Annotated in this window: 24 protein-coding genes; 8 read left to right on the top strand and 16 right to left on the bottom strand. The window is 61.4% G+C overall.

Annotated features, from left to right (window positions below):
• Positions 1-218 precede the first annotated feature (218 nt).
• Positions 219-2,402, bottom strand: coding sequence for a DUF1217 domain-containing protein (locus HJC00_RS30350; RefSeq protein WP_221165080.1), 2,184 nt, complete (start codon positions 2,400-2,402; stop codon positions 219-221).
• A gap of 209 nt (positions 2,403-2,611) precedes the next feature.
• On the bottom strand, positions 2,612-3,259 hold the full coding sequence (locus tag HJC00_RS30345) for a TetR/AcrR family transcriptional regulator (protein WP_221165079.1): 648 nt from the start codon (positions 3,257-3,259) through the stop codon (positions 2,612-2,614).
• Between the two features lie 162 nt (positions 3,260-3,421).
• Here HJC00_RS30345 and HJC00_RS30340 point away from each other — a divergent pair, with 162 nt between their 5' ends.
• Together HJC00_RS30340 and HJC00_RS30335 are read left to right on the top strand one after the other, a co-directional pair.
• Positions 3,422-4,336 (top strand): EF-hand domain-containing protein, encoded by a 915-nt coding sequence (locus HJC00_RS30340; RefSeq protein ID WP_221165078.1) that lies wholly within the window; start codon positions 3,422-3,424, stop codon positions 4,334-4,336.
• A complete protein-coding gene (locus tag HJC00_RS30335) occupies positions 4,233-4,481 on the top strand; it encodes a hypothetical protein (protein WP_405047693.1) in 249 nt (82 codons plus the stop codon). The genes HJC00_RS30340 and HJC00_RS30335 overlap by 104 nt, the downstream gene beginning before the upstream one ends.
• 105 nt (positions 4,482-4,586) lie before the next feature.
• Here the strand turns inward: HJC00_RS30335 and HJC00_RS30330 are convergent, their stop codons facing one another.
• Complete coding sequence (locus HJC00_RS30330) at positions 4,587-5,000, bottom strand: type II toxin-antitoxin system VapC family toxin (protein WP_210631923.1); 414 nt, start codon at positions 4,998-5,000, stop codon at positions 4,587-4,589.
• The gene (locus HJC00_RS30325) at positions 4,997-5,245 is read right to left on the bottom strand and encodes a type II toxin-antitoxin system VapB family antitoxin (RefSeq protein WP_210631922.1); all 249 of its coding nucleotides are present in this window, start codon (positions 5,243-5,245) and stop codon (positions 4,997-4,999) included. Before HJC00_RS30325 ends, HJC00_RS30330 begins: the two co-directional genes overlap by 4 nt.
• A 241-nt stretch (positions 5,246-5,486) precedes the next feature.
• Here HJC00_RS30325 and HJC00_RS30320 point away from each other — a divergent pair, with 241 nt between their 5' ends.
• Positions 5,487-7,304 (top strand): methyl-accepting chemotaxis protein, encoded by a 1,818-nt coding sequence (locus HJC00_RS30320; protein ID WP_221165077.1) that lies wholly within the window; start codon positions 5,487-5,489, stop codon positions 7,302-7,304.
• 44 nt (positions 7,305-7,348) lie between these two features.
• Here the strand turns inward: HJC00_RS30320 and doeB are convergent, their stop codons facing one another.
• The 10 genes from doeB to HJC00_RS30270 form a co-directional block, all read right to left on the bottom strand.
• Positions 7,349-8,356 carry a N(2)-acetyl-L-2,4-diaminobutanoate deacetylase DoeB gene (doeB, locus tag HJC00_RS30315; protein ID WP_210631920.1) on the bottom strand — a complete coding sequence of 336 codons (1,008 nt, stop codon included), beginning with the start codon at positions 8,354-8,356 and terminating at the stop codon, positions 7,349-7,351.
• A gap of 7 nt (positions 8,357-8,363) precedes the next feature.
• The gene (gene doeA, locus HJC00_RS30310; protein ID WP_210631919.1) at positions 8,364-9,545 is read right to left on the bottom strand and encodes an ectoine hydrolase DoeA; all 1,182 of its coding nucleotides are present in this window, start codon (positions 9,543-9,545) and stop codon (positions 8,364-8,366) included.
• A gap of 32 nt (positions 9,546-9,577) precedes the next feature.
• Complete coding sequence (eutC, locus tag HJC00_RS30305) at positions 9,578-10,570, bottom strand: ectoine utilization protein EutC (RefSeq protein ID WP_221165076.1); 993 nt, start codon at positions 10,568-10,570, stop codon at positions 9,578-9,580.
• A complete protein-coding gene (gene eutB / locus HJC00_RS30300; protein ID WP_210631917.1) occupies positions 10,567-11,568 on the bottom strand; it encodes a hydroxyectoine utilization dehydratase EutB in 1,002 nt (333 codons plus the stop codon). Before eutB ends, eutC begins: the two co-directional genes overlap by 4 nt.
• A gap of 4 nt (positions 11,569-11,572) precedes the next feature.
• The gene (eutA, locus tag HJC00_RS30295) at positions 11,573-12,352 is read right to left on the bottom strand and encodes an ectoine utilization protein EutA (protein ID WP_210631916.1); all 780 of its coding nucleotides are present in this window, start codon (positions 12,350-12,352) and stop codon (positions 11,573-11,575) included.
• Between the two features lies 1 nt (position 12,353).
• Positions 12,354-13,013, bottom strand: coding sequence for an ectoine/hydroxyectoine ABC transporter permease subunit EhuD (ehuD, locus tag HJC00_RS30290; protein ID WP_221127060.1), 660 nt, complete (start codon positions 13,011-13,013; stop codon positions 12,354-12,356).
• 4 nt (positions 13,014-13,017) lie between these two features.
• Positions 13,018-13,677, bottom strand: a complete 660-nt coding sequence (gene ehuC, locus HJC00_RS30285) for an ectoine/hydroxyectoine ABC transporter permease subunit EhuC (protein WP_221165075.1) — start codon at positions 13,675-13,677, stop codon at positions 13,018-13,020.
• A gap of 76 nt (positions 13,678-13,753) precedes the next feature.
• Positions 13,754-14,602 (bottom strand): ectoine/hydroxyectoine ABC transporter substrate-binding protein EhuB, encoded by an 849-nt coding sequence (gene ehuB / locus HJC00_RS30280; protein WP_210631914.1) that lies wholly within the window; start codon positions 14,600-14,602, stop codon positions 13,754-13,756.
• Between the two features lie 56 nt (positions 14,603-14,658).
• Positions 14,659-15,444: an ectoine/hydroxyectoine ABC transporter ATP-binding protein EhuA gene (gene ehuA, locus HJC00_RS30275; protein ID WP_210631913.1), complete on the bottom strand. Its 786-nt coding sequence runs from the start codon at positions 15,442-15,444 to the stop codon at positions 14,659-14,661.
• A gap of 122 nt (positions 15,445-15,566) precedes the next feature.
• The gene (locus tag HJC00_RS30270) at positions 15,567-16,952 is read right to left on the bottom strand and encodes a PLP-dependent aminotransferase family protein (protein WP_221147787.1); all 1,386 of its coding nucleotides are present in this window, start codon (positions 16,950-16,952) and stop codon (positions 15,567-15,569) included.
• Between the two features lie 101 nt (positions 16,953-17,053).
• Between HJC00_RS30270 and HJC00_RS30265 the strand changes: the two genes are divergently transcribed.
• The 5 genes from HJC00_RS30265 to HJC00_RS30245 all read left to right on the top strand — a co-directional run bounded on the left by HJC00_RS30265 (position 17,054) and on the right by HJC00_RS30245 (position 22,210).
• A complete protein-coding gene (locus tag HJC00_RS30265) occupies positions 17,054-17,551 on the top strand; it encodes an Lrp/AsnC family transcriptional regulator (protein WP_210631911.1) in 498 nt (165 codons plus the stop codon).
• 120 nt (positions 17,552-17,671) lie between these two features.
• On the top strand, positions 17,672-19,168 hold the full coding sequence (locus HJC00_RS30260; RefSeq protein WP_221165074.1) for an NAD-dependent succinate-semialdehyde dehydrogenase: 1,497 nt from the start codon (positions 17,672-17,674) through the stop codon (positions 19,166-19,168).
• A gap of 26 nt (positions 19,169-19,194) precedes the next feature.
• Positions 19,195-20,574 (top strand): aspartate aminotransferase family protein, encoded by a 1,380-nt coding sequence (locus HJC00_RS30255; RefSeq protein ID WP_221165073.1) that lies wholly within the window; start codon positions 19,195-19,197, stop codon positions 20,572-20,574.
• 13 nt (positions 20,575-20,587) lie between these two features.
• Entirely contained in the window at positions 20,588-21,661 is a 1,074-nt protein-coding gene (locus HJC00_RS30250; protein ID WP_210631908.1) for an alcohol dehydrogenase family protein, read from the top strand.
• A 156-nt stretch (positions 21,662-21,817) separates the two neighbouring features.
• Positions 21,818-22,210, top strand: a complete 393-nt coding sequence (locus tag HJC00_RS30245) for a DUF4112 domain-containing protein (RefSeq protein WP_210631907.1) — start codon at positions 21,818-21,820, stop codon at positions 22,208-22,210.
• A 29-nt stretch (positions 22,211-22,239) separates the two neighbouring features.
• On the opposite strand, the gene HJC00_RS30240 is transcribed toward HJC00_RS30245, so the two are convergent.
• Entirely contained in the window at positions 22,240-23,277 is a 1,038-nt protein-coding gene (locus HJC00_RS30240) for a Gfo/Idh/MocA family protein (RefSeq protein ID WP_221165072.1), read from the bottom strand.
• A gap of 27 nt (positions 23,278-23,304) precedes the next feature.
• Positions 23,305-23,595: ThuA domain-containing protein (locus HJC00_RS30235; RefSeq protein ID WP_221165071.1), on the bottom strand; the 291-nt coding region annotated here is incomplete at its 5' end.

Here is a 23,595-nt window from a genome sequence, read left to right as displayed (position 1 = left end):
TTTTTCGGCAGCGCAACATTTTGCGGTTGGTTTTCGGTTGCGCTTGCGGCGGCCCGATAGCTTCGGGCCGCGACATAGGAAGGGGAAGCCTTTCAGCCACGCAATAGGCGTTCATCGCCGCCAGGCCGGCGTGCAGCGCGAATATTCACAGGCCCTTGATGGGGTTTACCACACGGTCTCTTTTTGAAGGGGCGTTACCCGCCGGATAAGCGACTTTCTCAGCCGCCTTTCAACTGTGCCATCGCAAGCAGCGTATCGGCGCTGATCGTCGCCGAGCCGGTCAGGATGGAAAGCGCCGTCGACGTGGTGCCGGTGCCGTTCGCCATATCGTACATGGCGGTAAAGCGCTTGATCAGATCGTCGACCTTGTCCGGATCGGCGAGGTCCTTGATGTCGATGAAATTCTCGATCATCTCGGCCTGCTTGTCGACGTCCATATTCGAGACATAGCGGGACAGGTTAAAGCTCGTGGTGAAAAATTCGAACAGCGCGCTGTCGCCCAGAATGTCATAGGCACTCGAGATCTCCGGTGCCTTGCGTTCGAAATAGAGTGCAAGGCGCACGCCGGTGTTGCTGTCGCCCTGATCATCCTCGAGCGTCAGCCTGACATAGGCGTCGACCGTTTCCAAGACGTCGCCGCGCTGCTGCACCGTCCCGGTAGGATCAGCCGAGATATTGCCGTCCTGGTCAAAATTGAACGAGCCGACCAGTTCGGCGAAGCGGTTGTCTTCGAGCTTGTTGACGTAGCTGTCTTCGTCGTCGAGATCGGACGAAAACATCTTCTCCAGGTCGTCCGACGTGACGTCCTCCGGATCCAAGCCCTTCGCCTGAAGCGCAAAGGCAACCAGCCGGTCGTCAGCGAGAAACTCGCTGGCAGAGGTGATCGTCGCCATCTGGTCACGGAAATAGGTGATCTCCTCATCCGCGGCGTCGGTCGCCTCGGTCAGCTCGTCACCTTCGAAATATCGGATCTTGTTCTGCTTGTAATAGGCGGCATAGTCATCGACGACCGATTCCGACATCGCCTCCAGCGGGACGGTCACATCGCCTTCGCTGTCGAAGTTGAAGGCATTGCGAAACGCCTCGAACCGATCGTCCTTCAAGCTGTTGACATAGCTCTTCGGATCGCTGGGATCACTTTCGAGGATCTTCCGGACTTCGCTTTTCGAGACCTCGCCGGAGTCTATGCCAAATGCCCGCAGCGCCATCTCCCATAATTCAGGGAGATCGTCGTTGTCGTCATCGTCATCATCGCCGTTCGACACCAGGAAATCGTCGATCGAGGTGACGCTGGCAATGCGTGTCGTATAGTTGTCAACCGCATCTTCCGTGTCGGTATTGGCGATCAGCACCTGGTAGTTTTCATCGAAGGCCGCCGTGGTCGCGGCCGTCTGTTCCGACGTCTGGGCCGTGTCGCCGTCGGCAAGCGCGCCGTCCTCATCGAAATTGAAGGCGTCGTGCAGGTCGGACAAGCCGATCGCGTCGGCGGTGTCGGCGCTTTTCAGGGCCGCGGAGATGAAATTGTCAGTTTCGGTGTCGGAAAGACCGTAGGCTGTTCTGAGATAGGACACCAGCTTGTCGTCGCTCATTAATTGATCGACAGAGGGGATGTTTCCGATCTGAGCAGCGAAATAAGTATCATAAGCCTCCCCGGTCTCCGTAGAAGCGATCGTCGATGATGCCACGGCATAAGCGCTTGTCACCAGCGATAGCTGGTCTTCCGACATCACCTCGCCGTCGACCGAGCCGTCCTGGCTGAAATTGAAGGCCTTTGCCAGGCTGACATAGACATCATCGTCGAGCTGATTGACGAAGCTGTCGGCATCGTCGAGATCGCTCGTCAGAACATCCTTGAGAAAGCTGGTCGATGTGTATTCGGTGCTGAGACCGAAAGCCGTCAGCACATAGTTCTTCAGCCGCGAGCTCGACAGCAACTCGTCGACGGATGTGATCGACGAGATATTCTCCTCGAAATAATCGGTCTCGTCCTCGATGTTCTCGGCCTCGTTGTCGAATGAGTCTTCGTAAGCATCAAGCAGATTGTCCCGCTGCGCATCCGATTGCGCCGTCTTCGTCTCGCCGGAGAATTTGAAGGCGGCGGCGAACTCGGCATAGCGGCCGTCGCTCAAGCTGTCAGCGAAGCTCGATGAATCGCTGAGGTCGCTCTCCAGCACCTTCTTCATGAAGGCCTTGGCGTAGGTCATGTCTTCGAGGCCGTAGGCCTTCATCGCATAGGAATAGAGCTTGTAATCGCTCATGAATTCATCGACGGTCGTGACCTTGCCGATGTTTTCCTTGTAATAGGCGCTGTCGCGAGCAACCGTGGCCTGAGACGCAACGCTGGAGAGACTGGCGTTCAGATTTCGCGCGACCGCGAGATAGCTTACATAGGTGGAAACCAACGTCCGTCCTCTTCATAGGCGCGTCAACGCGCGTGAAAGCCTGCCGGCAGCCACGGTGGAACTTTTCGTCTTTACGGGAATATCGTCGCCGGTCATGGCGAAGCACAGCCACCTGCATGTGGCCGAATCGACTTAATGGAACTCTATAGTTCTATAAATCATCCAATCGGGAATTGGAAGCTTGAAATCGAGGGATCTCCACCACCAGTTCAAGCGGCCCCGACACCGGCGGCGAAGATCGCGATGCAGCGGTGAAGATGGGCCAGCATCAGGGTCCGGTCCGGCCAGGCTTGCACGCGGCCTTCCGGAGGGCCCATGCCGCCAAAGATCATATCCATCAGCATGCGGGCGCCGCTCTCCGGATCATCCAGCGACAGCCTACCTTCCGACCGGCGATCGCTCAGCCAGTCGGCGAGATGCTGCCGGCTGGCGAGTATGCCTTCGCGCTGGAGAATGTCGATAAGCTCGGGGAACTGAGCCGCTTCGCGAAAGACAAGCTGTAGGAAGCCGGCGCGTTCCGCATCCGTATCCTCGTCCATGCCGATCATGAAGATACGCTCGAGACTCTCGGCGATCGAGATATCTTCGGCAGGCCTCGGCAGGTCGAGCATCAGGCGCCGATGCGCGCCGACCACGGCGGCAAACAGCTCTTCCTTGCTCTGAAACAGCTTGTAGAGCGTCTGCTTGGAGACACCCGCCTCCGAGGCGACGATCGCGGTCGTGCTTCCGGCATAACCGTATTTTACGAAAACGCGGCGGGCGACCTCGACGATATGCGTCCGCTTGTCTTCATCGCTGGAGACTTTAGGCCTGCCTCTTTTGCGCGGCTCATCTGCGGGGTCGTCGACGATATCCATGACGATCAGACCGCTTTGCCGACGCGCATGCCAACGATCGCGAGAAGCAGCCTGTTATTTCTGAGGGATGATTTTTTCGGTTGTGGCATTAGTAAATTCGATTTAGAGAACCCATAAGTTCTGTAATGCGTTGCATCCCCACCCTCAAGCGATGGAGCGCCTATGACGACCATTTCGGCCGCCACGTCAGTCTCTTCCCATTCCTATAGCAAGAGCTCGACATCCACATCCCAGGACATCCTATCCTGTAGTACGGTTTCGGCGAAAAAATCAACCACAAGCAGGCAGCTCGACGAAGACTCGTCCAGCAGCGCCGACAAACTGATGGCCCAGCTGGTGACGCTGGCAATGAACCGTTTCGACCAGTCCGGCTCCACCGGCGAAGCCGACGGCGGCGCAGGCATGGACGTTGCCGATCTGGATACCGACGGCTATGTGAGCAAGGCCGAGTTCGTCGCGGCCCGGCCGTCCGATGTCAGCGAGGATCAGGCAGGAACGCTGTTCGACAGCTTCGACAGCGAAGGCGCAGGCTCGCTGTCGGTCGATGCACTCGCCGAGGCGATGTCCGCCCAGCGGTCGGAACGTCCCGATGGCGCGCCCCCGCCGCCGCCAGGCGACGATGATCAGCTGGCGTCCATGCTCGCCGATCTCGATACCGATGGCGACGGACTCGTCAGCAAGGCCGAATTCGTCGCAGGCCGTCCGTCCGATGTCAGCGAAAATCAGACAGGAACGCTGTTCGACAGCTTCGACAGCGAGGGCGCCGGTTCGCTGTCGGTCGACGCGGCAACCCAAGCCATGTCCGCCCAGCAGTCGGAGCGTCCCCAGGGGCCGCCGCCGTCCGAGGACGAAGACCAGTTCGCCTCCCTGCTTTCCGATCTCGATACGAATGGAGATGGGGTGGTGAGCCTCGACGAATTCATGGCCGGCAAGCCTGACGATGTCACCGAAAGCCAGGCGAGCCAGCTCTTCGATCTGCTCGACACCTCAGGCACCGGTTCATTGTCCACACAGTCCGCGGCCGGACGCCGGCAGGACCTGGGAAAACCGCGCGCAAATCATCGAAATCATGCATAGCGCGCGTGAGATGAGCCAGCAATTCCAGCATCTCTGGGATAAAAGCGGCGGAAGCGGCCGGCTCAGCCAAGACGACACGGACAGGCTGATCGAACTGCTGCGAGAGATCGGCAACCTCAACGACATGCTGATGCGATTGGCTTGAGTGGCGCCGTTGTCAATGTAAGTATTGCGACGATCGCGTCGTCTCTTGGCAAATTACAAAACTGGTCGGCTTGGCTTCAGGTTCGTGGCTGCGGTGCTTCTCAGATCAAAACTCCCACGGGGAAATCAATTCAAGGTTCGTGGTCACGAAATCGCTCAGGTTTCGCGTCGCGAGCCGACCGCCATTAACCCTCGCAATAGCTGCGATCATGCCATCCGGCGCTGACATGCCGCGCCCCTGATGAGCTGCGGTCCCCATGATCTCGCCATAGGCAAGAGCGGCTTCTTCGGTCAGGCCAAAAATCCGGTCCGCGAAGCGGCGCCGCCAGTCGGAAAGTCCCTGTTCGAGGCGCTCGGCTCGTTGGTCCGGCCGGATCTTCTGGATACCGAAAGCGATCTCGGCAATCGTCACCGTGGGCAGTGCCAGTTCAGCATCATGACGAACCAGCCATGCGATTACCGCTTCATCAGGCGATTTTCTCAACGTCTCCGAGACGACGTTGGTATCGAGAAAAATCAAAGCTCGATGCCTTTATGCGCCTGCCGGTCTTCTTTCAGGACGGCCTCGAGGTCAATATCCGTCCCACTTTGCTGCGAGAGCCTGTTGTAGAAGGACGATGCCGGCTCACGGCCGGCCTCGCGTATTTCATAGGATTCCAGCGCCCGCTCGACGATATCGGCTATCGAGCGGTTTTCGCGGCGGGCGAGTCGATGAGCAAGGTCACGCGCCCTTGCACTTCGTACGGAAAGCTGGGGTTCGGCCATGTTAATTTCCTTTACGACAGATATAGCGCGCTCCAGATGCGCCATCAAGATGGCAATTGATGGCTTGATACCTAGAATAGCGCGTTTCGCGGATCACCCCAATTTTGGGCAGTCTGGGAAGACCTTTTGGAGCCTCCCACATTCTAAAGAATTAACCATATCTCAGCGTTCTTGAGAAATAATGGCATGTGTAAATCAGGCATATCGAAGAAGAGAAGCCCAAAGTTATTTGGAGAGAGTCTTGGCATTTACCATTGCGCGCAGCCTGGTGGCGTTTGGCATCGCCGTTTCAGCCGGTCTTTTCATGTCGATTGGATTGCAGCAATCGGCGCTTGAAAGGCTGAAAGTCAACGGCCCGGTTTACGAGCAGGTGGTCTACGGCAAGGATCTCATCGCCGATATATTGCCGCCGCCGCTCTTCGTGGTCGAGTCCTATATGCTCTCCTTCGAGGCGAGCAAATTCCCCGAACTCACCGAAACCAATCTGGCGAAGATCGCCAATCTGAAAGCCGCTTACGACGACCGTCGCGCCTATTGGAAAACCACCAGGCTGCCGCAGGCTTTGAAGGACGAGCTTGAAAACGATGTGCTGACGAAGGGCGATGCATTCTGGGACGTGATGAACCGCGAGATCATCCCGGCCCTGAGAGCAAAGGATGAAGACAGGGCCCACGGCGCGATCGAGCAATTGCGCGTCGCCTTCCATGCGCACCAGGATGCTGTAGAGAAGCTCGTCGCCAATTCCGACGCTTTCCTGAAGGGCGAGGAAAAGAACGCAGCTTCGGAAATCGTGACCTGGACGATCTGTGCGTGCGCTGCCGGCTTCGGCTCCTTCACTCTGCTGCTGGCGGGGCTCTATCTCCTGCGCCGCCGGGCAATCGTGCCGCTCGACGGCATGAAGGCCTATATGCGCAACCTTGCCGAGGGCGATTTTTCAACCGAAGTTCCATATGCGAACCGTTCAGACGAGATCGGCGCCATGTCCAAGGCAGTCGCGGTCTTCCGTCGCAATGCGCTGGAACGCCAGGATGCGCAAAAGCGCGAAGCGGCCCTTCGCGATGCCGAATTCGAACGCGAGCGCAGCCAAATGGCCGAGAAGGCGGCCGAGGAGCGGACACGCGAAACAGTTATCAACGAGTTGACATATGGCCTGGACCAGCTGTCGCACGGCAATCTTGATTGCCGTATCACGACATCCTTTGCCGCCGCCTATGAGAGCTTGCGCGCCAAGTTCAACGACAGCATGAACGCGCTTTCCGCCTCAATTGCGGAGGTCGCCCAGACCTCCAGGCAGGTCGGCAGCTCCTCCGCCGGCATCACGGATGCCGCCGACAGCCTTGCATTACGCACCGAACAGCAGGCAGCGATGCTTGAAGAGGCTACGAGTGCGCTCGGCGAAATGAACGCCAAGGCCAAGGATGCTTCGAACCATGCCGGCAAGGCGACCGGCATGATGGCCGAGACGCGCAGCAGCGCCGAACATTCGGCGGCCATCGTTCGCGATGCGATCGCCGCCATGCAGAAGATCGAAGGTTCGTCCGCCCAGATCGGCGAGATCGTCAACGTCATCGACGAGATCGCCTTCCAGACCAATCTTCTGGCGCTCAACGCCGGCGTCGAAGCCGCCCGCGCCGGCGAGGCCGGCAAAGGCTTCGCCGTTGTGGCGCAGGAAGTGCGCGAGCTCGCTCTTCGATCAGCCAACGCCGCCAAGGAGATCAGATCTCTGATTTCCACGTCATCGTCTCAGGTTTCCACCGGCGTGGAGCTTGTCAACCGCACCGGCAGGGCGCTTACGGAAATCGAAGGTCAGGTCGAGCAGGTCGCCGGCCTGATCGCCCGCATCGTTTCGGTTTCCTCCGAGCAGGCGGTGGCGATCGGGGAAATCAACGCCTCCGTCAACGCGCTCGATGAGGTCACGCAGCACAACGCCGCCATGGCCGCGGAAACGGTCTCAGCCTGCCGCGCGCTCGGCAGCCAGACGCAGACGCTGGAAGGAATTGTCGGTCGCTTCCAAACCAATGCGGCAGCTGCCGGGTCAAGAGCGCGCAAGGCGGCTTGACACAGATCGAGGGGTGACATTCATCTCACACGCCCGCCGTCATTTCAGTTCGTCACAATCGCCACGACCCCAACGCAGTCGCCTGATTTGACCAGCCCCGGGAAATGCCGCGCACAGAGAATGCCGTCCATGGCGGCACGGATCTCGCGCGGCGCCTCACCCGTCCTCCCGGTCGGATAGATGCGGGCGATGACAGCATCCTTGGCGACCGCTTCGCCGAGGTCGATGGCGGGTTCGATCAACCCGCCCTGTTCCGCGAAGGAGAAACAGCGGCCGTCCGGCATATCAAGCCAGGTCGTTGGCCCGGTATCGACGGCACCGGCGACGATACCGGCATGCCGCAGCACGTTGATCGTGCCGCGTTTTGCGATCGCCGCTGTTCTGGCCGTGGCAGTACCTCCACCGCCGAGTTCGGTCGTGATGAAGATCTTGCCCATCTCCTCGGCCGCCGTGTCGTACATGCCGACCGCATCGATCTCCAGCATCTTCATCGAATAGGGTGCGGCAAAGGCTGTCACGAAATCGAAAGCCTGCGCCTCCTGTTGTTTGTTCGGCAGGATGTGCGCTGCGCAGAACGGGAGAAAATCGAGCGTCTTGCCGCCGGAGTGGAAGTCGAGCACGAGATCCGCCATCGGCAGAAGCACACGCTGGAAATAATCGGCGATCTTTTCGGTCACCGTACCGTCCGGACGACCCGGGAAGCTGCGGTTCATGTTGCCTCTGTCGATCGGCGAGGTCCGGGTTCCCGCAAGGAATGCCGGGTAATTCATTGCCGGCACGATGATGACAGCGCCGCTCACCTCCTCTGCCTGCAGCGAACGGGCGAGATCGAAGAGCGCGATCGGCCCCTCGTACTCGTCGCCGTGATTGCCGCCGGTCAGGAGCGCCGTCGGTCCCTTGCCGTTCCTGATGACCGTTATCGGAACCATCACCGAGCCCCAAGCGGAATCGTCGCGACTGTAGGGCAGCCTCAGGAAACCGTGCTGGACGCCCTCGGCGGCGAAATCCACCGTCGCGCTGATCGGCGACGGCCGCAAGCCAGTCTCTGTCATGACAGCCTCAATCCTTGACCATCAGCTTGCGCGGAACGCTGGCGAGGCATTCGACACCGCTCTCGGTGATGAGGATGCTCTCCGTCGTCTCGAAACCCATGTCCTCGAGCCAGAGGCCGGTCATGAAATGGAAGGTCATGCCGGGCTTCAACTCCGTCCGGTCGCCTGGCCGCAGGCTCATGGTGCGCTCGCCCCAGTCCGGCGGATAGGAAAGCCCGATCGGGTAACCCGTGCGGTTGTCCTTGACGATCCCGTATTTCTTCAGCACCGTGAAGAAGGCATTGGCGATATCCTCGCAGCGATTGCCGGGTCTGGCGACCGCAAGACCGGCTTCCATGCCTTCCAGGGTCGCTTTTTCGGCGTCGAGAAAGGCCTGCGTCGGCTTGCCGAGGAAGACGGTGCGCGACAGCGGCAAATGATAGCGGTTGTAGCAGCCGGCAATCTCGAAGAAGGTGCCCTCCCCCTTCTTCAACGGCCGATCATCCCAGGTCAGATGCGGTGCGGATGCTTCGACGCCGGACGGGAGCAGCGGCACGATGGCCGGATAGTCGCCGCCGATGCCGTCGACGCCGCGCGTGCCGGCATCATAGATTTCCGCCACCAGATCGCACTTGCGCATGCCGACTTCGATCTTGTCGAAGATGCGGGCGTGCATGGCTTCCACGATCCGGGCCGCATTGCGCATGTACTTTATTTCGGTCTCGCTCTTGACCGCGCGCTGCCAGTTGACCAGCGCGGTCGCGTCGACGAAGCGCGCATTCGGCAGATGCCTCTGCAGCGCGGCGAAGGCGGCGGCCGAAAACCAGTAATTGTCCATCTCGACGCCGATCGTCAGCTTGGCAAAGCCGCGCTCCGTCAGGATGCCGGAGAGGTAATCCATTGGATGACGCTCGGTGGATTGCACGTAGTGATCGGGATAGCCGACGATATTGTCGTGCGTGAGATAGGCGGTGAGCTTGGCACCATTGGCGTCCTGGCCGCGGCCGAACCAGATCGGCTCACCCTGCGGCGGCACGATCACCGCCTGGTGCACGTAGAAGGACCAACCGTCATAGCCGGTCAACCAGGCCATGTTCGAGGGATCGCTGACAACAAGCAGGTCCACACCCTTCGCTTCCATGGCACGCCGTGTTTTTTCCAGCCGCGCGGCATATTCGCCGAGCGAGAACTTCAGATTGGGCTGGGTCATGTTTCTTCCCTTCTTTTCCGGCGCCGCGCCGGTCAGCTTTCGAATGTGGTCCCCGCCTTCATCGCGCCGGCGCGGGCGAAGGCAAGGGTGGCGATAGCAGTGTCCTGGATGCCGGTGCCGGTGAGGTCGGCAATGGTGATCTGGTCGCTGCTCGCTCTGCCCGCCGTCCGACCGGAAACGATCCGGCCGAGCTCGGCAAGATCGGCATCGGCCGCGACCAGACCGGCTTCGATTGCGTGGTGCAATTCGCCGAGGCGGCGCGTCTGTTTCAGATTGTCGGCGACATAAAGACCGGCCCGGACGATGGCCGCCGGATCGATTTCGTTCTTGTGCTCCGCATCCGACCCCATGGCTGTCAGATGCTGCCCGGGTTCGAGCCACTCGGCTTCGACGATCGGTTTTTCCGCAGGCGTGGTGGTCACGATAATATCGGCGCCGGAGATTGCATCTCTCGGATCCGAGGCGGCACTGACGGGAAATCCAAGTTTCCCGCTCAATTCGGCCGCTGCCTTCTGCGCCCTGGCGGCATCACGGGCCCAGATCCTGGCCTCGGCGATAGGCCGCACCAGCGTCAGTGCTTCGAGTTGCAGCCGAGCCTGCATTCCGGCACCGAAAATTGCGGCCACGCTGGAGTCTTGCCGTGACAGGTATTTCGCAGCGACGGCTCCGGCTGCCGCGGTGCGCACATCCGTGAGATAGCCATTGTCCAGAAGCAGCGCCTGCACCAGGCCGGTCCGGCTGGACAGCAGCACCATCATGCCATTGGTGCTCGGCAGTCCGATCTTTGGATTGTCGAAGAAACCGGGGCTGATCTTGATGGCGAAACCTTCAATGCCCGGAACATAGGCGGTCTTCACATCGACCTCACCCCGACATTCCGGAATGTCGAGCCGCAGAATTGGCGGCATGGCGACTGCCTTCGTGGCAAGCGCCGCGAAAGCCTGCTCGATGCAGGCGACCGCATCGCGATCGAGCACCACGATCTTGCGCAATTCCGCTTCCGTCAGAATGATCATGCGGTTCATGGGCCACCCTCCGTGAATGCCGTACCCTCGCCGTTGATCACCCGGCGGTGCTGTTCCATGTCGACATTTCGCCCGGAAAGGATCGCAACGACCGGGCCGCCGGAGCTGATCTTGCCCGCCAGCAGCGCTGCTATTCCGACCGCTCCCGCCCCCTCGATGATCTCGCGCTCGCAGGCATAGGCATGACGCATGCCTGCGGCGATCTCCGCCTCCGTCAGCAGGACGACCTCGTCGAGAAGCGCCTGGCACATGGTGAAAGTCACGCGATTGTCGAGGCCGATGCCGCCGCCGAGCGAATCCGCAAGGCTTCTCACTTCCTCGACCTGCACCGGCCGTCCGGCATCGAGGCTCGCTTTCATCGCGGCGCCGTGTTCCATCGTCAGGCCGATCACTCTCGTTTTCGGATTGACGCCCTTGATCGCGGCGGCAACGCCCGCGGCAAGGCCACCGCCCGAGAGCGGCACCAGAACCGTGGCTGTCTGCGGCAATGCATCGACGATCTCGAGCCCCAGCGTTCCCTGCCCGGCTACGACAGCCGGATGGTCAAAAGGCGGAACCATCACCAGCCCTTGCTCTCGCACCAACCGGTCCACCTCCTCCTGCGCCTCGTCCTGTGATCGACCGACGATGCGCACATCGGCACCCAGACGGCGGATTTCTGAAACCTTGTTCGCCGGCACCAGCCGCGACATGCAGATCGTCGCGACCATGCCTTGTGCCTTCGCCGCATGGGCAAGCGCCCGGCCGTGATTTCCCGTCGAGGCGGCGACGACGCCACGCACGCGTTCCGCCGGCGACAATGACGCTACCGCATTGGTCGCCCCGCGAAGCTTGAAGCTGCCCGTCGTCTGATGATGTTCGAGCTTCAGCCAGACCGGAACGCCCGCGATCTCGCCGAGCGATGCCGACGACACGATCGGCGTTTCCACAACACGGCCGGCGATCCGGTGCGCCGCCGCACGGATATCCTCCATCGAAACTGGCAGGAGACCCTTCATGCGCTCAGCCTTCCCCATAGGGTCTGGTCATCAACCGACCGAGTTCGGGCCGCGCCTGATCATCGCCACAGAGCCGCAGGCAGGCCCAGGCGGTGGCGAGATTGCTGGTCACCACCGGCTTGCCGGTCTCGGCTTCGATGCGGGCGGCGACCTGTGCGGCGCGCACTGCAGTGCAGGAAATGAACAGTGCATCGGATTGCGGCGCCAGCGCCTGGCGGGCGAAGGCTGCAATGTCATCCGGCGCAATCCGTGCCATCTCGCGGTCGTCGCTCAGACCGAGGCAGGTAAAGAGATCGATCGCAAAACCAAGACGGGTGAAATAATCCGCCATCGGCCGGCTGGTTTCGACTGTATAAGGCGTCAGCACGGAAATCCGCCTGGCGCCGAACGCCTTCAGGGCTTTCACAGCCGCCGCCGTTGGCATCACAACGGGAACGCCGGGTTTGGCCGCATGGATCGCTTTCTCGATCTTGCGGTCGCCGATGACAACAGAGGCGGAGGTGCAGGAATACATGACGGCATCCAGCGTCTCATCCGGCAGAATGAGCCCTGCGCCTTGGGTCAGCGACGGCTGCATCTTCAGGAGATTCTCCGGTGTCACCGGATTGGCGTAGTGGATGCGGCTGACATAGACGCCGATACGGTCGCTGGCGACCATCCGCCGGAAGTCGACTTCCGTCGTGTGGTCGGTCGCCAGGATGACGAGGCCGATGCGCTTTTCCAGCGGCCGGTCGTCCAGCCGTGGCAGTCGGCCGGCGGGAATGATCTCGATCGATGCCGTCATGTCAGTCATCCACCCTGGCATAGCGCTCCTCGAGCCAGCGCAATCCGACAACCGAAATCAAGCTGATGACGAGGAAGAAGACGCCGACGAGCGTCATGGGTTCAATATAGCGATAGTTGCTATTGGCGATGCTTTTGGCCTGGTTCATCAATTCCAGCACGGTGATCGCCGACAGCAGCGGCGTTTCCTTGAACATGGCGATGAAATAATTGGCGAGCGCCGGGATCATCGGCGGGATCGCCTGCGGCAAGATCACGTGGATCCAGGCTTGGCGCGTCGTCAGATTGGTGGCCTTGGCCGCCTCCCATTGTCCGCGCGAAACGTTCTCGATGCCGGCGCGATAGACCTCGGCCGTATAGGTCGCATAATGAATGCCCATGCCGATGACGCCGGCGGTGAGCGGCGACAGCCGGATGCCGATATCCGGCAGGACGTAGAAGATGAAGTAGAGCTGCACCAGCAGCGGCGTACCGCGGATGAATTCAGAGACGAAGCCGACCGTTCTGGAAATGACGGCGACCGGTGACCGCCGCGCGATGGCAAGCGCGAGGCCTGCGACCATGGCGACAGCAGCGCCGAGGATAGTCGCGAGAATGGTGATCTTGAACCCTTCGAGAAGGGTCGGCATGATCTGCCAGACGAAGTCCCAATCCCATTCCATATGATCAGGTCCTCATGCCATCAAGGCCGCGTGTCATCCGTCGCTCCAAGAGGCGCATCGCCGCCGAGATGGCGGAGGCCATGAGGAAATAGAGGATGAGGATCGCTGCGAAAGGCACCAGCGTATTGCCGGTCTGCGCCCGCACCACTTGCGCCTGAAAGGTCATGTCGGTCAGCGAGATCAGCGACACGACGGCAGTGCCCTTCAAAAGCTCGATCGCATTGTTGCAGAAGGTCGGCAGCATCAGCGGCAACGCCTGCGGCAGTATGACGTGGCGCATGCGCTGGTATCGCGACAGATTGAGCGCGATGCAGGCTTCCGATTGTTCGCGCCCGACGGCCTTGACGGCGCCGCGCACCACCTCCGCGCCATAGGCGCCGACATTCAGACCGAGCGCCAGCACGCCCGCCTGCAGCGGCGTCAACGTCAATCCCGCGAAGGGCAGGACGAAATAGACCCAGAAGAGCTGGACGAAGATCGAGGTGCCGCGAAAGAATTCGATATAGGCAGTCGCCAGAGCCCGGAGGGCAAAGAAGCGCGACAGGCGGCCGAGGCCGGCCAGGAAGGCCATGACGAGCGCCAGCGCCGAGCCCATGCTCGTCAGCTCGAGCGTCACCAGGGCGCCTTGAAGGATCAGTGTCAGATAGCCGGACCACACCGACATCGGCAGCTCACTTCTCTGGAGATGGTGCGAAGGGCAATCGGCCATGGCGGGAGCATGGCCGGCTGCTTACATCAGATCACTTGGCTGCGGCGCAGAGCTTTTCGCGGCTCGTCGACATCGCCGCCTTGGCCGAGAAGCCGTAGGGTTCGATGATCTTGGCGAATTCGCCCGATTCCTTCAGTTTCTTCAGCTCGACGTCGAAGGCATCGCGAAGCGCGACGTCCTGCTTGCGGAAGGCGGCGCCGTCGCAATAGACCGGCGCGTTGACGACGGGGGCGACGGTTTCGAGGTTCGGATCGTTCGCTTTGGTCAACAGATCGTGGATCGACAGGACCGGCAGCGAATAGACGTCGATGCGGCCGTCCTGCAGCATCTTAATGCCGCTCTGCCCGTCCGGAACCACGATCACGCGGTCACGCGGCACGCCGGCTTCCAGCGCCAGCTTCTCTTCCGTGCCGCCGCCCGGCGCGCCGATCTTGGCGTTCGGGTTATCGGCGATATCCTTGTAGCTCGTCAGCTTCAGCGGGTTGCCCTTCTTGAGAGCAAAGGCCTCAGCGTCGCATAGGATCGGTTCGGAATAGGCGACGGCATTGCAACGTTCCGGCTTCATGAAGAGGCCCGCCGTAATTGCGTCGTGTCGGCCGGCCTGCAGGCCGGGAATCATCGCGCCGTACTCGGAGATCGAGGCAACGACTTCCTTGACGCCGAGCTTTTCGAAGATCACCCGCGCCACATCGGGCGCGGCACCCGAGACCTTGCCGTCGGCGCCGACCGCCGTGAACGGCGGCTCGTTGGCGATGGCGATACGGGCAAAGCCCTGCTCCTTCAGCTGTTCGAGCTTGTCATCGCCGGCGCAAGCCTGGCCGGCTGCTGTCATCAGCAGCGCCGACAGGCCGATGGCGTTCAAAATATATCCTGCTTTCATCGTTCCCAACTCCTCTGGCTTTCCTTGCGCTTTGTTTTTGCGGGCAATGTCGGATCTCAGACGCGGTGCCCTGCCGCGATGATCTTGCGCAAGAAGATCTGCGTCCTCTCCTGCGTCGGATTGCGAAAAATGTCGCCGGGTTTGCCTTCCTCAACGATCCTGCCGCGATCGAAGAACAGCACGCGGTCGGCAAAGTCGTGGGCAAAGCCCATCTCGTGGGTGACGAGCAGCATCGTCATGTCGGTCTCGGAGGCGAGACGGCGCATGACGTTCAGCACCTCCTCGACCAGCTCCGGGTCGAGCGCCGAGGTCACCTCGTCGAACAGCATGATCTTCGGTGACAGCGCCAGCGCCCGGGCGATGGCGACGCGCTGCTTCTGCCCGCCGGAAAGCTGCGCCGGCACGCTTCTAGCCTTATCGGCGAGACCGACCATGTCGAGAAGCTCCATTGCCCGCTTTTCGGCTTGGGGCCGCTTGATGCCCTTGGTCAGCATCGGCGCCAGCGTCACATTGTCGAGCACGCATTTGTGCGGGAATAGATTGAAGTGCTGAAAGACCATGCCGATCTTCTCGCGCATGCGATGCAGATGCCGTTCATCGGCCGCCACCAGCCCGTTGCCATTCGGCATGTGATAGAGCTGCTCGCCATCGACCTCGATATGGCCGCCGCTGATCGTTTCGAGCGTCATCAGGATGCGCAGGATCGTCGTCTTGCCGGAGCCGGACGGCCCGATCAGCGCCAGTTTCTCGCCCGGCATGACATTCATCGACAGGCCGTCGAGCACGGTCAGCGGGCCGTATCTCTTGACGATGTTGTCGATGCGGATGATGGGCGCAGGCATTCATGTCTCTCCCTGTTGAGACAAGCAATGGCCTAACGATGACGGCGCTCGAAAATCATGTCAATTCGTAAAATAATATCATGACAATTATTCTGCGTCTGCCGGCAAATGAGGCGCCGGCCTCAAATTGCGAGCAGCAGCTCTTCGGGATTTCCCTGCGCCAGTGAGGCAACGATCCCCAGTCCCGTCCGCAGCTCGCCTTCCGTCGTCGAGCCGAGCGAGATGCGCACCGCCGGCGTCCAGCCGTGATCGGCGGTGCGGAAGGATTTGCCCGGCGCGATCGCCACGCCCCGCAGCCTTGCCTGCGACACGAAACCATCTTCCGTATGGTTGCCGGAAAGCGGCAGCCATACATGCAGGCTTTGCGGATGCGTTCGATAGAACAGGCCGGCCAGCATATCCGCGGCGATCGCATGGCGCCCGACAAGGGCGCGGCGCTGCCAGTTGACGAGTTCCATCGCCGTTCCGTCGCTGACCCAGCGGGTGGCGATTTCGGCCATCGCCGGTGTCGCCATCCAACTGGAGACCAGATGCCGGTTGGCAACGGCGGCGACATAGCGGTCAGGGGCAACGAGATAACCGATCCTGAGGCCGGGAACGGTGATCTTCGTGAAGCTCGTGACGTAGAGCGTGCGTTCCGGCGCGAAGGCGGCCATCGGTGGCGCGCGGTCCTCGACCATCGGGCCGAGAATGTCATTTTCGATGATTGCTATGTCGTGTTTGGCGGCAACGGCTGCCAGAGCTTGCCGGCGCTTGGCGCTCATCAGCGCCGCCATCGGATTGATCACCGACGGCTGCAGGAAGATCGCCCGGACCGGCCCCGTCCGGCAGGCTTCATCAAGCGCTTCGGGTATCATCCCCTCCTCGTCGATCGCCAGCCCCTCGAGATGCAGGCCGAGATAGCTGGAGAGCGGCACCAGCGTATGATGGCTGATCGCCTCGGTGGCAACGGTCGAACCGGGCGGGGCGACGCTCATCAGCGCCACCGTCATGCCCGAAGTCGCGCCATTCGTCACGCTGATGTTCAGCGGCGATACGTCGAGCCCGCAGCGCTCCAGCCATTCGGCAGCAACGGCACGATGGCGGGGAAAAACCATATTCGGCCGGAACGACAGGGCCGAGCTGGAAGGCAGATTCTCGGAGAGCCAGCCGAAGGCCTGGCGTAGCCTTTCCAGATGGATCTGCTCGCAGACCGGTTTCAGGATCGAAAGATCGATCACCTCCCCCAGCCGTTCCGGCAGGTAAGGCGGCTCCGGCTCGGGCGGCCGCGTCTGCACGAAGCTGCCGCGTCCGATCTCGCCCGATATCAGTCCGCGGCGGCTCAGCTCGTCATAAGCGCGGCTCACCGTCTGCACGGAAAGATGCAGATCATCCGCCAGCTTGCGATGCGGCGGCAATTGCGTGCCGTCGGAGAGCTTGCCGTCGGTGATCGCATTGGCGATCTGCTCGGCGAGCGAGAGATAGGCAGGGCGGCGGAGTTGCGAGGGATCGGGACGCCAATTTGTCATGATTTTAACACTGCTGAAAATCAGTTCAATTGACAATGCCAAAATGCGCTTCCATTGTCTTTTCACCGCGTTTGAAATGATTTCTTTCTAAAGAAAGCGCCATGAAGCTCGACGCCATCGACTTGCGCATCCTCGACGCCGTCCAGCACGACGGCCGCATTACCAAGCTGGCGCTGGCCGAAAAGGCAGGGCTGTCGCCGACGCCGTGCTGGATGCGGCTGCGCAAGCTCGAAAAGGCGGGGATCATTACCGGCTACCACGCCCGGATCGCCCCGCGGCGCATTGCGCCGGTGGCCAGCGTGATGATGGAAGTGACGCTCGCCAATCATCGCCAGGCCGATTTCGAGCGCTTCGAGCGCGCCGTTGCCGCAACTCCCGAGATCGTCGCCTGCTGGTCGGTCGGCGGCGGCGTCGACTATATCCTGAAAATCATGGCGGCCGATATCGACGCCTATCAGCGGCTGGTCGACGGCCTTCTCGACCGCCAACTCGGCATCGACCGCTACTTCACCTACATCGTCACCAAGACGGTGAAGGAGGATACAGTCCTTCCGGTCTCTTCCTTCGCCGTCTCCGGGGAAGAACAGAGCGCCTCCTAGACAATCTCTCTAGCAGGCGGCCGTCCTTTAGACCGTCTGTCTCTTTCCGCCTTCGGTAAAGGACAATCTCTCGTCGGCTCTTGTGGAAGACTTGCGTCAACCGCAACGAGGAGATTGGACATGACCGCCGTGTTTGCCCGCCCCGACTTTCATGATGCGCTGTCACGGCTTGCCGACCGTCATCTCCTGCGCGATCTCGCCTATGTCGGCGGCCGGTGGATCGCAGGGGCCACAGGCAAAAGCTTCGCTGTTGCCGATCCGGCCTCTTCGGCAACGCTGGCATGGGTTGCGAGCCTCGATGCTGAGGAGACGGCGATGGCGATCGATGCGGCGTCGCAGGCCTTTGCCGCTTGGCGCGCGATGCTGCCGCAGCACCGCGCGGCGATCCTGCAGAAATGGCACGCGTTGATGCTCGCCGCCAGGGAAGATCTGGCGCTGATCATGACGCTCGAACAGGGCAAGCCGCTTGCCGAAGCGCGCGGTGAGATCGACTACGCCGCCTCCTTCATCGAGTGGTATGCCGAAGAAGGCAAGCGGCTGAACGCCGAAAGCGTCACCAGCCATCTAGCCGGAGCGGAAATGATTGTCCGGCGCGAGGCGCTTGGGGTCGTCGGCATCGTCACGCCTTGGAATTTCCCTTCCGCCATGCTCACCCGTAAGGCGGCCGCAGCACTTGCCGCCGGCTGCACGGTCGTCGCCCACCCCTCCTCGGAAACGCCGCTTTCTGCCCTGGCGCTTGCCGAACTCGGCGAACGGGCCGGTATTCCCGCCGGCGTCTTTAACGTGGTCACCGGCCATGCTGCAACGATCGTCGGACGGATGTGCAGCGATAACCGCCTGCGCGCCATGAGCTTCACGGGTTCGACCGAAGTTGGACGCCTGATCGCCGGCCAGTGCGCGCCGACCATGAAGCGGCTGGTAATGGAACTCGGCGGGCACGCGCCGCTGATTGTCTTCGACGATGCCGATGTCGCGAAAGCCGTCGAGATCGCCGTCGGTGCCAAGTTTGCCACGTCAGGCCAGGATTGCCTTGCCGCCAATCGCATTTTTGTCCAGCGGCGCATCGCCGATGTCTTCGCCACGGCTTTTACCGCGCGCATCGGCGCGCTGAAGGTCGGCGCAGGCATCGAAGCTGAAAGCGAAATCGGGCCGCTGATGCATGAACGCGCTGTCGTCAAGGTCGAGGACCAGGTTGCCGACGCCTTGGCGCGTGGCGCGCGGCTCGTTGCAGGCGGCAGCCGCCATAGAGCCGGCCCACTCTTTTATCAGCCGACGCTTTTGACGGATGTGCCGGCGGATGCGCTGATCATGCGGGAGGAGACTTTCGGGCCTGTGGCAGCACTTGCCATTTTCGATACGGAGGAAGAGGTCGTCGCCCGTGCCAACGACACCGAATATGGCCTGGTCGCCTATGTCGTCACCGAGAATGGCGCCCGCCAGATGCGCCTCGGCCGCGCGCTGGAATACGGCATGGTGGCGATCAATCGCGTGAAGATCACCGGCGGCCCCGTCCCCTTCGGCGGGTGGAAGCAGTCCGGCCTCGGCCGGGAAGGCTCCCGCCACGGGCTCGAGGCTTTCACCGAGCTCAAGTATCTCTGCATCGACACCGCCGCCTGAGCGCCCATTTCAAGAGAGGATAGGATATGCTCGAGAAAAGCAACGAACTCACCGCCTGGGACCGCGACCACTTCTTTCATCCCTCGACCCATATGGGCATGCATGCGCGTGGCGAGACGCCGACGCGGGTCGTCACCGGGGGCGAAGGTGTCTACATCACCGACACCAGCGGCCGCAAAAGCCTCGATGCCTTTGCCGGGCTTTATTGCGTCAATGTCGGCTACGGCCGCCAGGAGATCGCCGACGCCATCGCCGAACAGGCGAAGACCCTCGCCTACTACCACGCCTATGTCGGCCATGGTACGGAAGCGTCGATTACGCTTGCGAAAATGATTATCGACCGCGCGCCCGCGGGCATGAGCCGCGTCTATTTCGGCCTTTCCGGCTCGGATGCCAACGAGACCAACATCAAGCTGATCTGGTATTACAACAACATTCTCGGCCGGCCGGAAAAGAAGAAGATCATCTCGCGCTGGCGCGGCTATCACGGCTCCGGCGTCATGACCGGTAGCCTCACCGGTCTTGCGCTTTTCCACAATGCCTTCGACCTGCCGCGTACGCCCATCCTTCACACCGAGGCGCCCTATTATTTCCGCCGCCCCGACCGTTCGATGGACGAGGACCAGTTCTCGCAATATTGCGCCGACAGACTGGAGGAGATGATCCTCGCCGAAGGCCCCGATACCGTCGCCGCGTTCATCGGCGAACCGATCCTCGGCACCGGCGGCATCGTGCCGCCGCCGCGGGGCTACTGGCAGAAGATCCAGGCCGTGCTCGACAAATACGACATCCTGCTTGTTGCCGACGAAGTCGTCACCGGCTTCGGCCGTCTCGGCACCATGTTCGGCTCGGATCACTATGGCATGAAGCCGGACCTGATCACCATCGCCAAGGGCCTTACCTCGGCCTATGCTCCGCTTTCCGGCTCGATCGTTTCGACCAAGATTTGGCAGGTGCTGGTGCAGGGCTCCGATCAGCTCGGCGCAATCGGCCATGGCTGGACCTATTCCGCCCATCCGATCTGCGCTGCCGCAGGCATCGCCAATCTGGAATTGATCGACGAACTCGGCATCGTCGATAATGCCGGCACGACCGGCAGCTATTTCCGGTCGCAATTGCAGGAGGCGGTTGGCAGCCATCGGAATGTCGGCGAGGTCCGCGGCGACGGTCTGATGGCGGCAATCGAATTCGTCGAGGATAGGGACGATCGCCGGTTCTTCGATCCCGCCCGCAAGATCGGTCCGCAGGTCGCATCCGCCCTTCTCGAACGCGGCGTCATCGGCCGCGCCATGCCGCAGGGCGACATTCTCGGCTTCGCTCCACCGCTCTGCCTCAGCCGGGAAGAAGCAGACGTCGTCGTCAAGGCGGCTGCGGACGCGATCGAGAGTGTTTTCAAAACCAACTGAGGAGAAGAGCCGCATGACGATCCCGGAAAAGATGGCGGCGGTGTTGCTCACCGGCCATGGTGGCTTGGAAAAGCTCGTCTACGACAGGGACGTTCCTGTCCCAACACCGGCGGAGGGTGAGGTGTTGATCCGAGTCACTGCCTGCGGCATGAACAATACCGACGTCTGGGTGCGCCAAGGCGCCTACGGCACAGAAGATGATCCCTCCGCCGTCTCCACCTGGCGCAGGCAGGGCAATACTCTGACATTTCCACGCATCCAGGGCACCGATACCGTCGGCCATATCGTCGGCGTCGGCGCGGGCGTTGATCCGAGACGCATCGGCGAACGCGTCATGGTCGACTTCTCGATCTATAATCGCGATGACGACAGTCTTGCCGACATCGATTACATGGGCCACGGGCGGGATGGCGGCTACGCCGAATATATGGCGCTTCCGGCCGAGAACGCCCATGTCGTCGCGACCGATCTGACCGATGTCGAGCTTGCTACCTTCTGCTGCGCCTATCTGACCGGCGAACGTATGCTGGAACGGGCAAGGCTTGTCGCCGGCGAGCGCGTTCTCGTCACCGGCGCTTCGGGCGGCGTCGGTTCAGCGATCATCCAGCTCGCCCGCGCCCGCGGCGCCATCCCGATCGCGGTCGCAGGCCCCGGTAAGGAGGCGGCGATGATCGACATCGGCGCCGAAGCGGTAGTGACCCGCAGCAAGGGCGATCTTGTCGAGGCCGTCCATTCCGCAAGTGGTGGCCAGCCGATCGACGTCGTCGCAGATCTGGTCGGCGGACCGCTGTTCAACGATCTCTTGAAGATCCTGCGTCCGGAAGGCCGCTACACGACGGCCGGCGCCATCGCCGGCCCGGTCGTGCAGCTCGATCTGCGGACGATATATCTGAAGCAGCTCGAGCTGCACGGATCGAGCCAGGGGAGTCGCGCCGATTTCCGCAGGCTCGTCGACTATATCGAAGGCCGCAAAATCCGACCCCTCGTCGGCGGCGTCTATCCGCTGTCGGACTTCCACCGGGCGCAGACCGAATTCATGGCGAAAAACTTTGTAGGCAAACTGGTCGTCGTTCCCGACGCGAGATGATCTCCGTCGCACCGCACGAACCTTATCGGGTCTGCGGCGTTCCACCGCCATGGAAAACGCTTTCGATCGCACCGGGTACACGCAGCTTCGGACGATGGAAGGCGTCCGTGCCTTCGTGATGGAGGCGCAGCGATCCGTCGCTCGGCGGAGTCGCTGATGCCAGTTTCCCAGGCCATGAGATATCCCACCGCCGCCGAACTCGGCAGAATTCGCCGCGCCGCCGCGATCGCTCGGCTCATGGACACCGCAGTCAGGTTGCCTTTGGGCGTACGGATCGGTGCAGACTCGGTTCTCGGCCTCATCCCGGCCGTCGGTGACGTTGCCGGGTCGCTTATCGGTCTTTTCATCATCGACGAAGCAAGGCGCCTCGGCCTTCCCGCGCATAAGCTCGCCCGCATGGCGGTCAATCTCGGCGTCGACGCCGCCTGCGGCACGGTTCCGCTGATCGGCGATCTCTTTGACGTCTATTTCAAGTCGCACCGCCGGAACGTCGGGATCATCCTCGAGCATTTCGGCATCAGCGAAGACGAGCTGAACCAGCGCATTTGACGAGTTCGACCGCCCTCCGAAGAGCCTGCCTAAAGCTCCGTCAGGGCGCCGGCCGTCTTGACTGCGTGATCAAGAACAAATTGCAGCTTGGCGGCATGGCCGAAACCCGGCTCATCCCTCTCCCCTTTTTGCACGGCGTTCGCAAATCTCTGGAAATTGGTGATGACCGGCTCGACCTCGATCTTGCGCCAGATCGCCTTGTCGGCATCGGCGCCTTCACAGGCCCTGAGGGTGGAGCCTTCAGGCGTATGCACCACCTCCAGCGCCCCCTTGTCTCCATACAAGCGCAGGCGCAATTCGTTCAGATGGCCTGTCGCCCAGCGCGTCGCATGAATGACACCGGCCGCCCCGTTTTCGAGTTCGGCCATCATCAGGAAGCTGTCATTTGCATCGAGTTCGTATTCTCCGATCCGGTTCCCAGGACTCTTGTCGAAAACCTTGAGATGCGACGCCGCCGCCTTGACGTCGCTTCCGGCGGCAAAAACCGCGAAGTCGAGAATGTGGATACCGACATCGCCCAGCACGCCATTGGAGCCGTGCTTTGTCGAGAGCCGCCAAAGCCATTGGGATTCTTTGGTCCAGTCGCCCCAGGCCTTGGAGACCAACCAGCTCTGCAGATACGAGGCTTCGAAGTGGCGGATCGCGCCGAGGCGGCCATCCAGTACCATCTTTCGCGCCGCCTGCAGCGGCGCCACGTTACGATAGGTAAGGTTTACCATCGCGACCTTGCCGGACGCCGCCGCGGCGTCGGCCATCTCCTTGGCCTCGCGGTAGTTGACGGCCAGGGGCTTCTCGCAGAGCACATGTTTGCCGGCGCCGAGTATCTTCATTGTCGTGGAATAATGCGCGCGATCCGGCGTCACATTGGTCACGGCGTCAAACTCCCCCCACGCAAGGGCGTCATCGAGCGATGTGAAGGTAAGCGGGATGCCATGCCTGAGCGCGAAGGCCCGAAGTCGGACCTCGTCGGTATCAACGGCAGCAACAATCTTGACGCCGGCGATTTCCGAGAAATTCATGGCATGGGTGTTTGCCCATCCTCCCGTTCCGAGAATGATCAAGCGCATTTGTGTCCTCATAGTCGTTTATCAAATTCAGCGGTAACCGGCTTCGCCGGCCTGGTGCAGTTTCGGGCCGCGTTCGACGATCGGCTCCAATGCCTTTTCCACGGGCACATTTGGAGCGTCGGCAATGCCAGTCAACGGGCCTTCAGGGTTGTAGGCCCACTTGACGCCGTTGATCAGCACCTTCTGCACCATGGCGTCGTGATAGGTCGGATAGGTCTCGTGGCCCGGGCGGAAATAGAAGATGTTGCCGGCGCCGCGGCGCCAGGTCAGGCCCGAGCGGAACACTTCCCCGCCCTGGAACCAGGAGATGAACACCGT

It is taken from the genome of Rhizobium sp. NLR22b, assembly GCF_019685295.1.
In the GTDB taxonomy this organism is placed as follows: domain Bacteria; phylum Pseudomonadota; class Alphaproteobacteria; order Rhizobiales; family Rhizobiaceae; genus Rhizobium.
The sequence above is the reverse complement of the archived record's forward strand: the minus strand, read 5'-3'. Positions and strand labels throughout refer to the sequence as shown.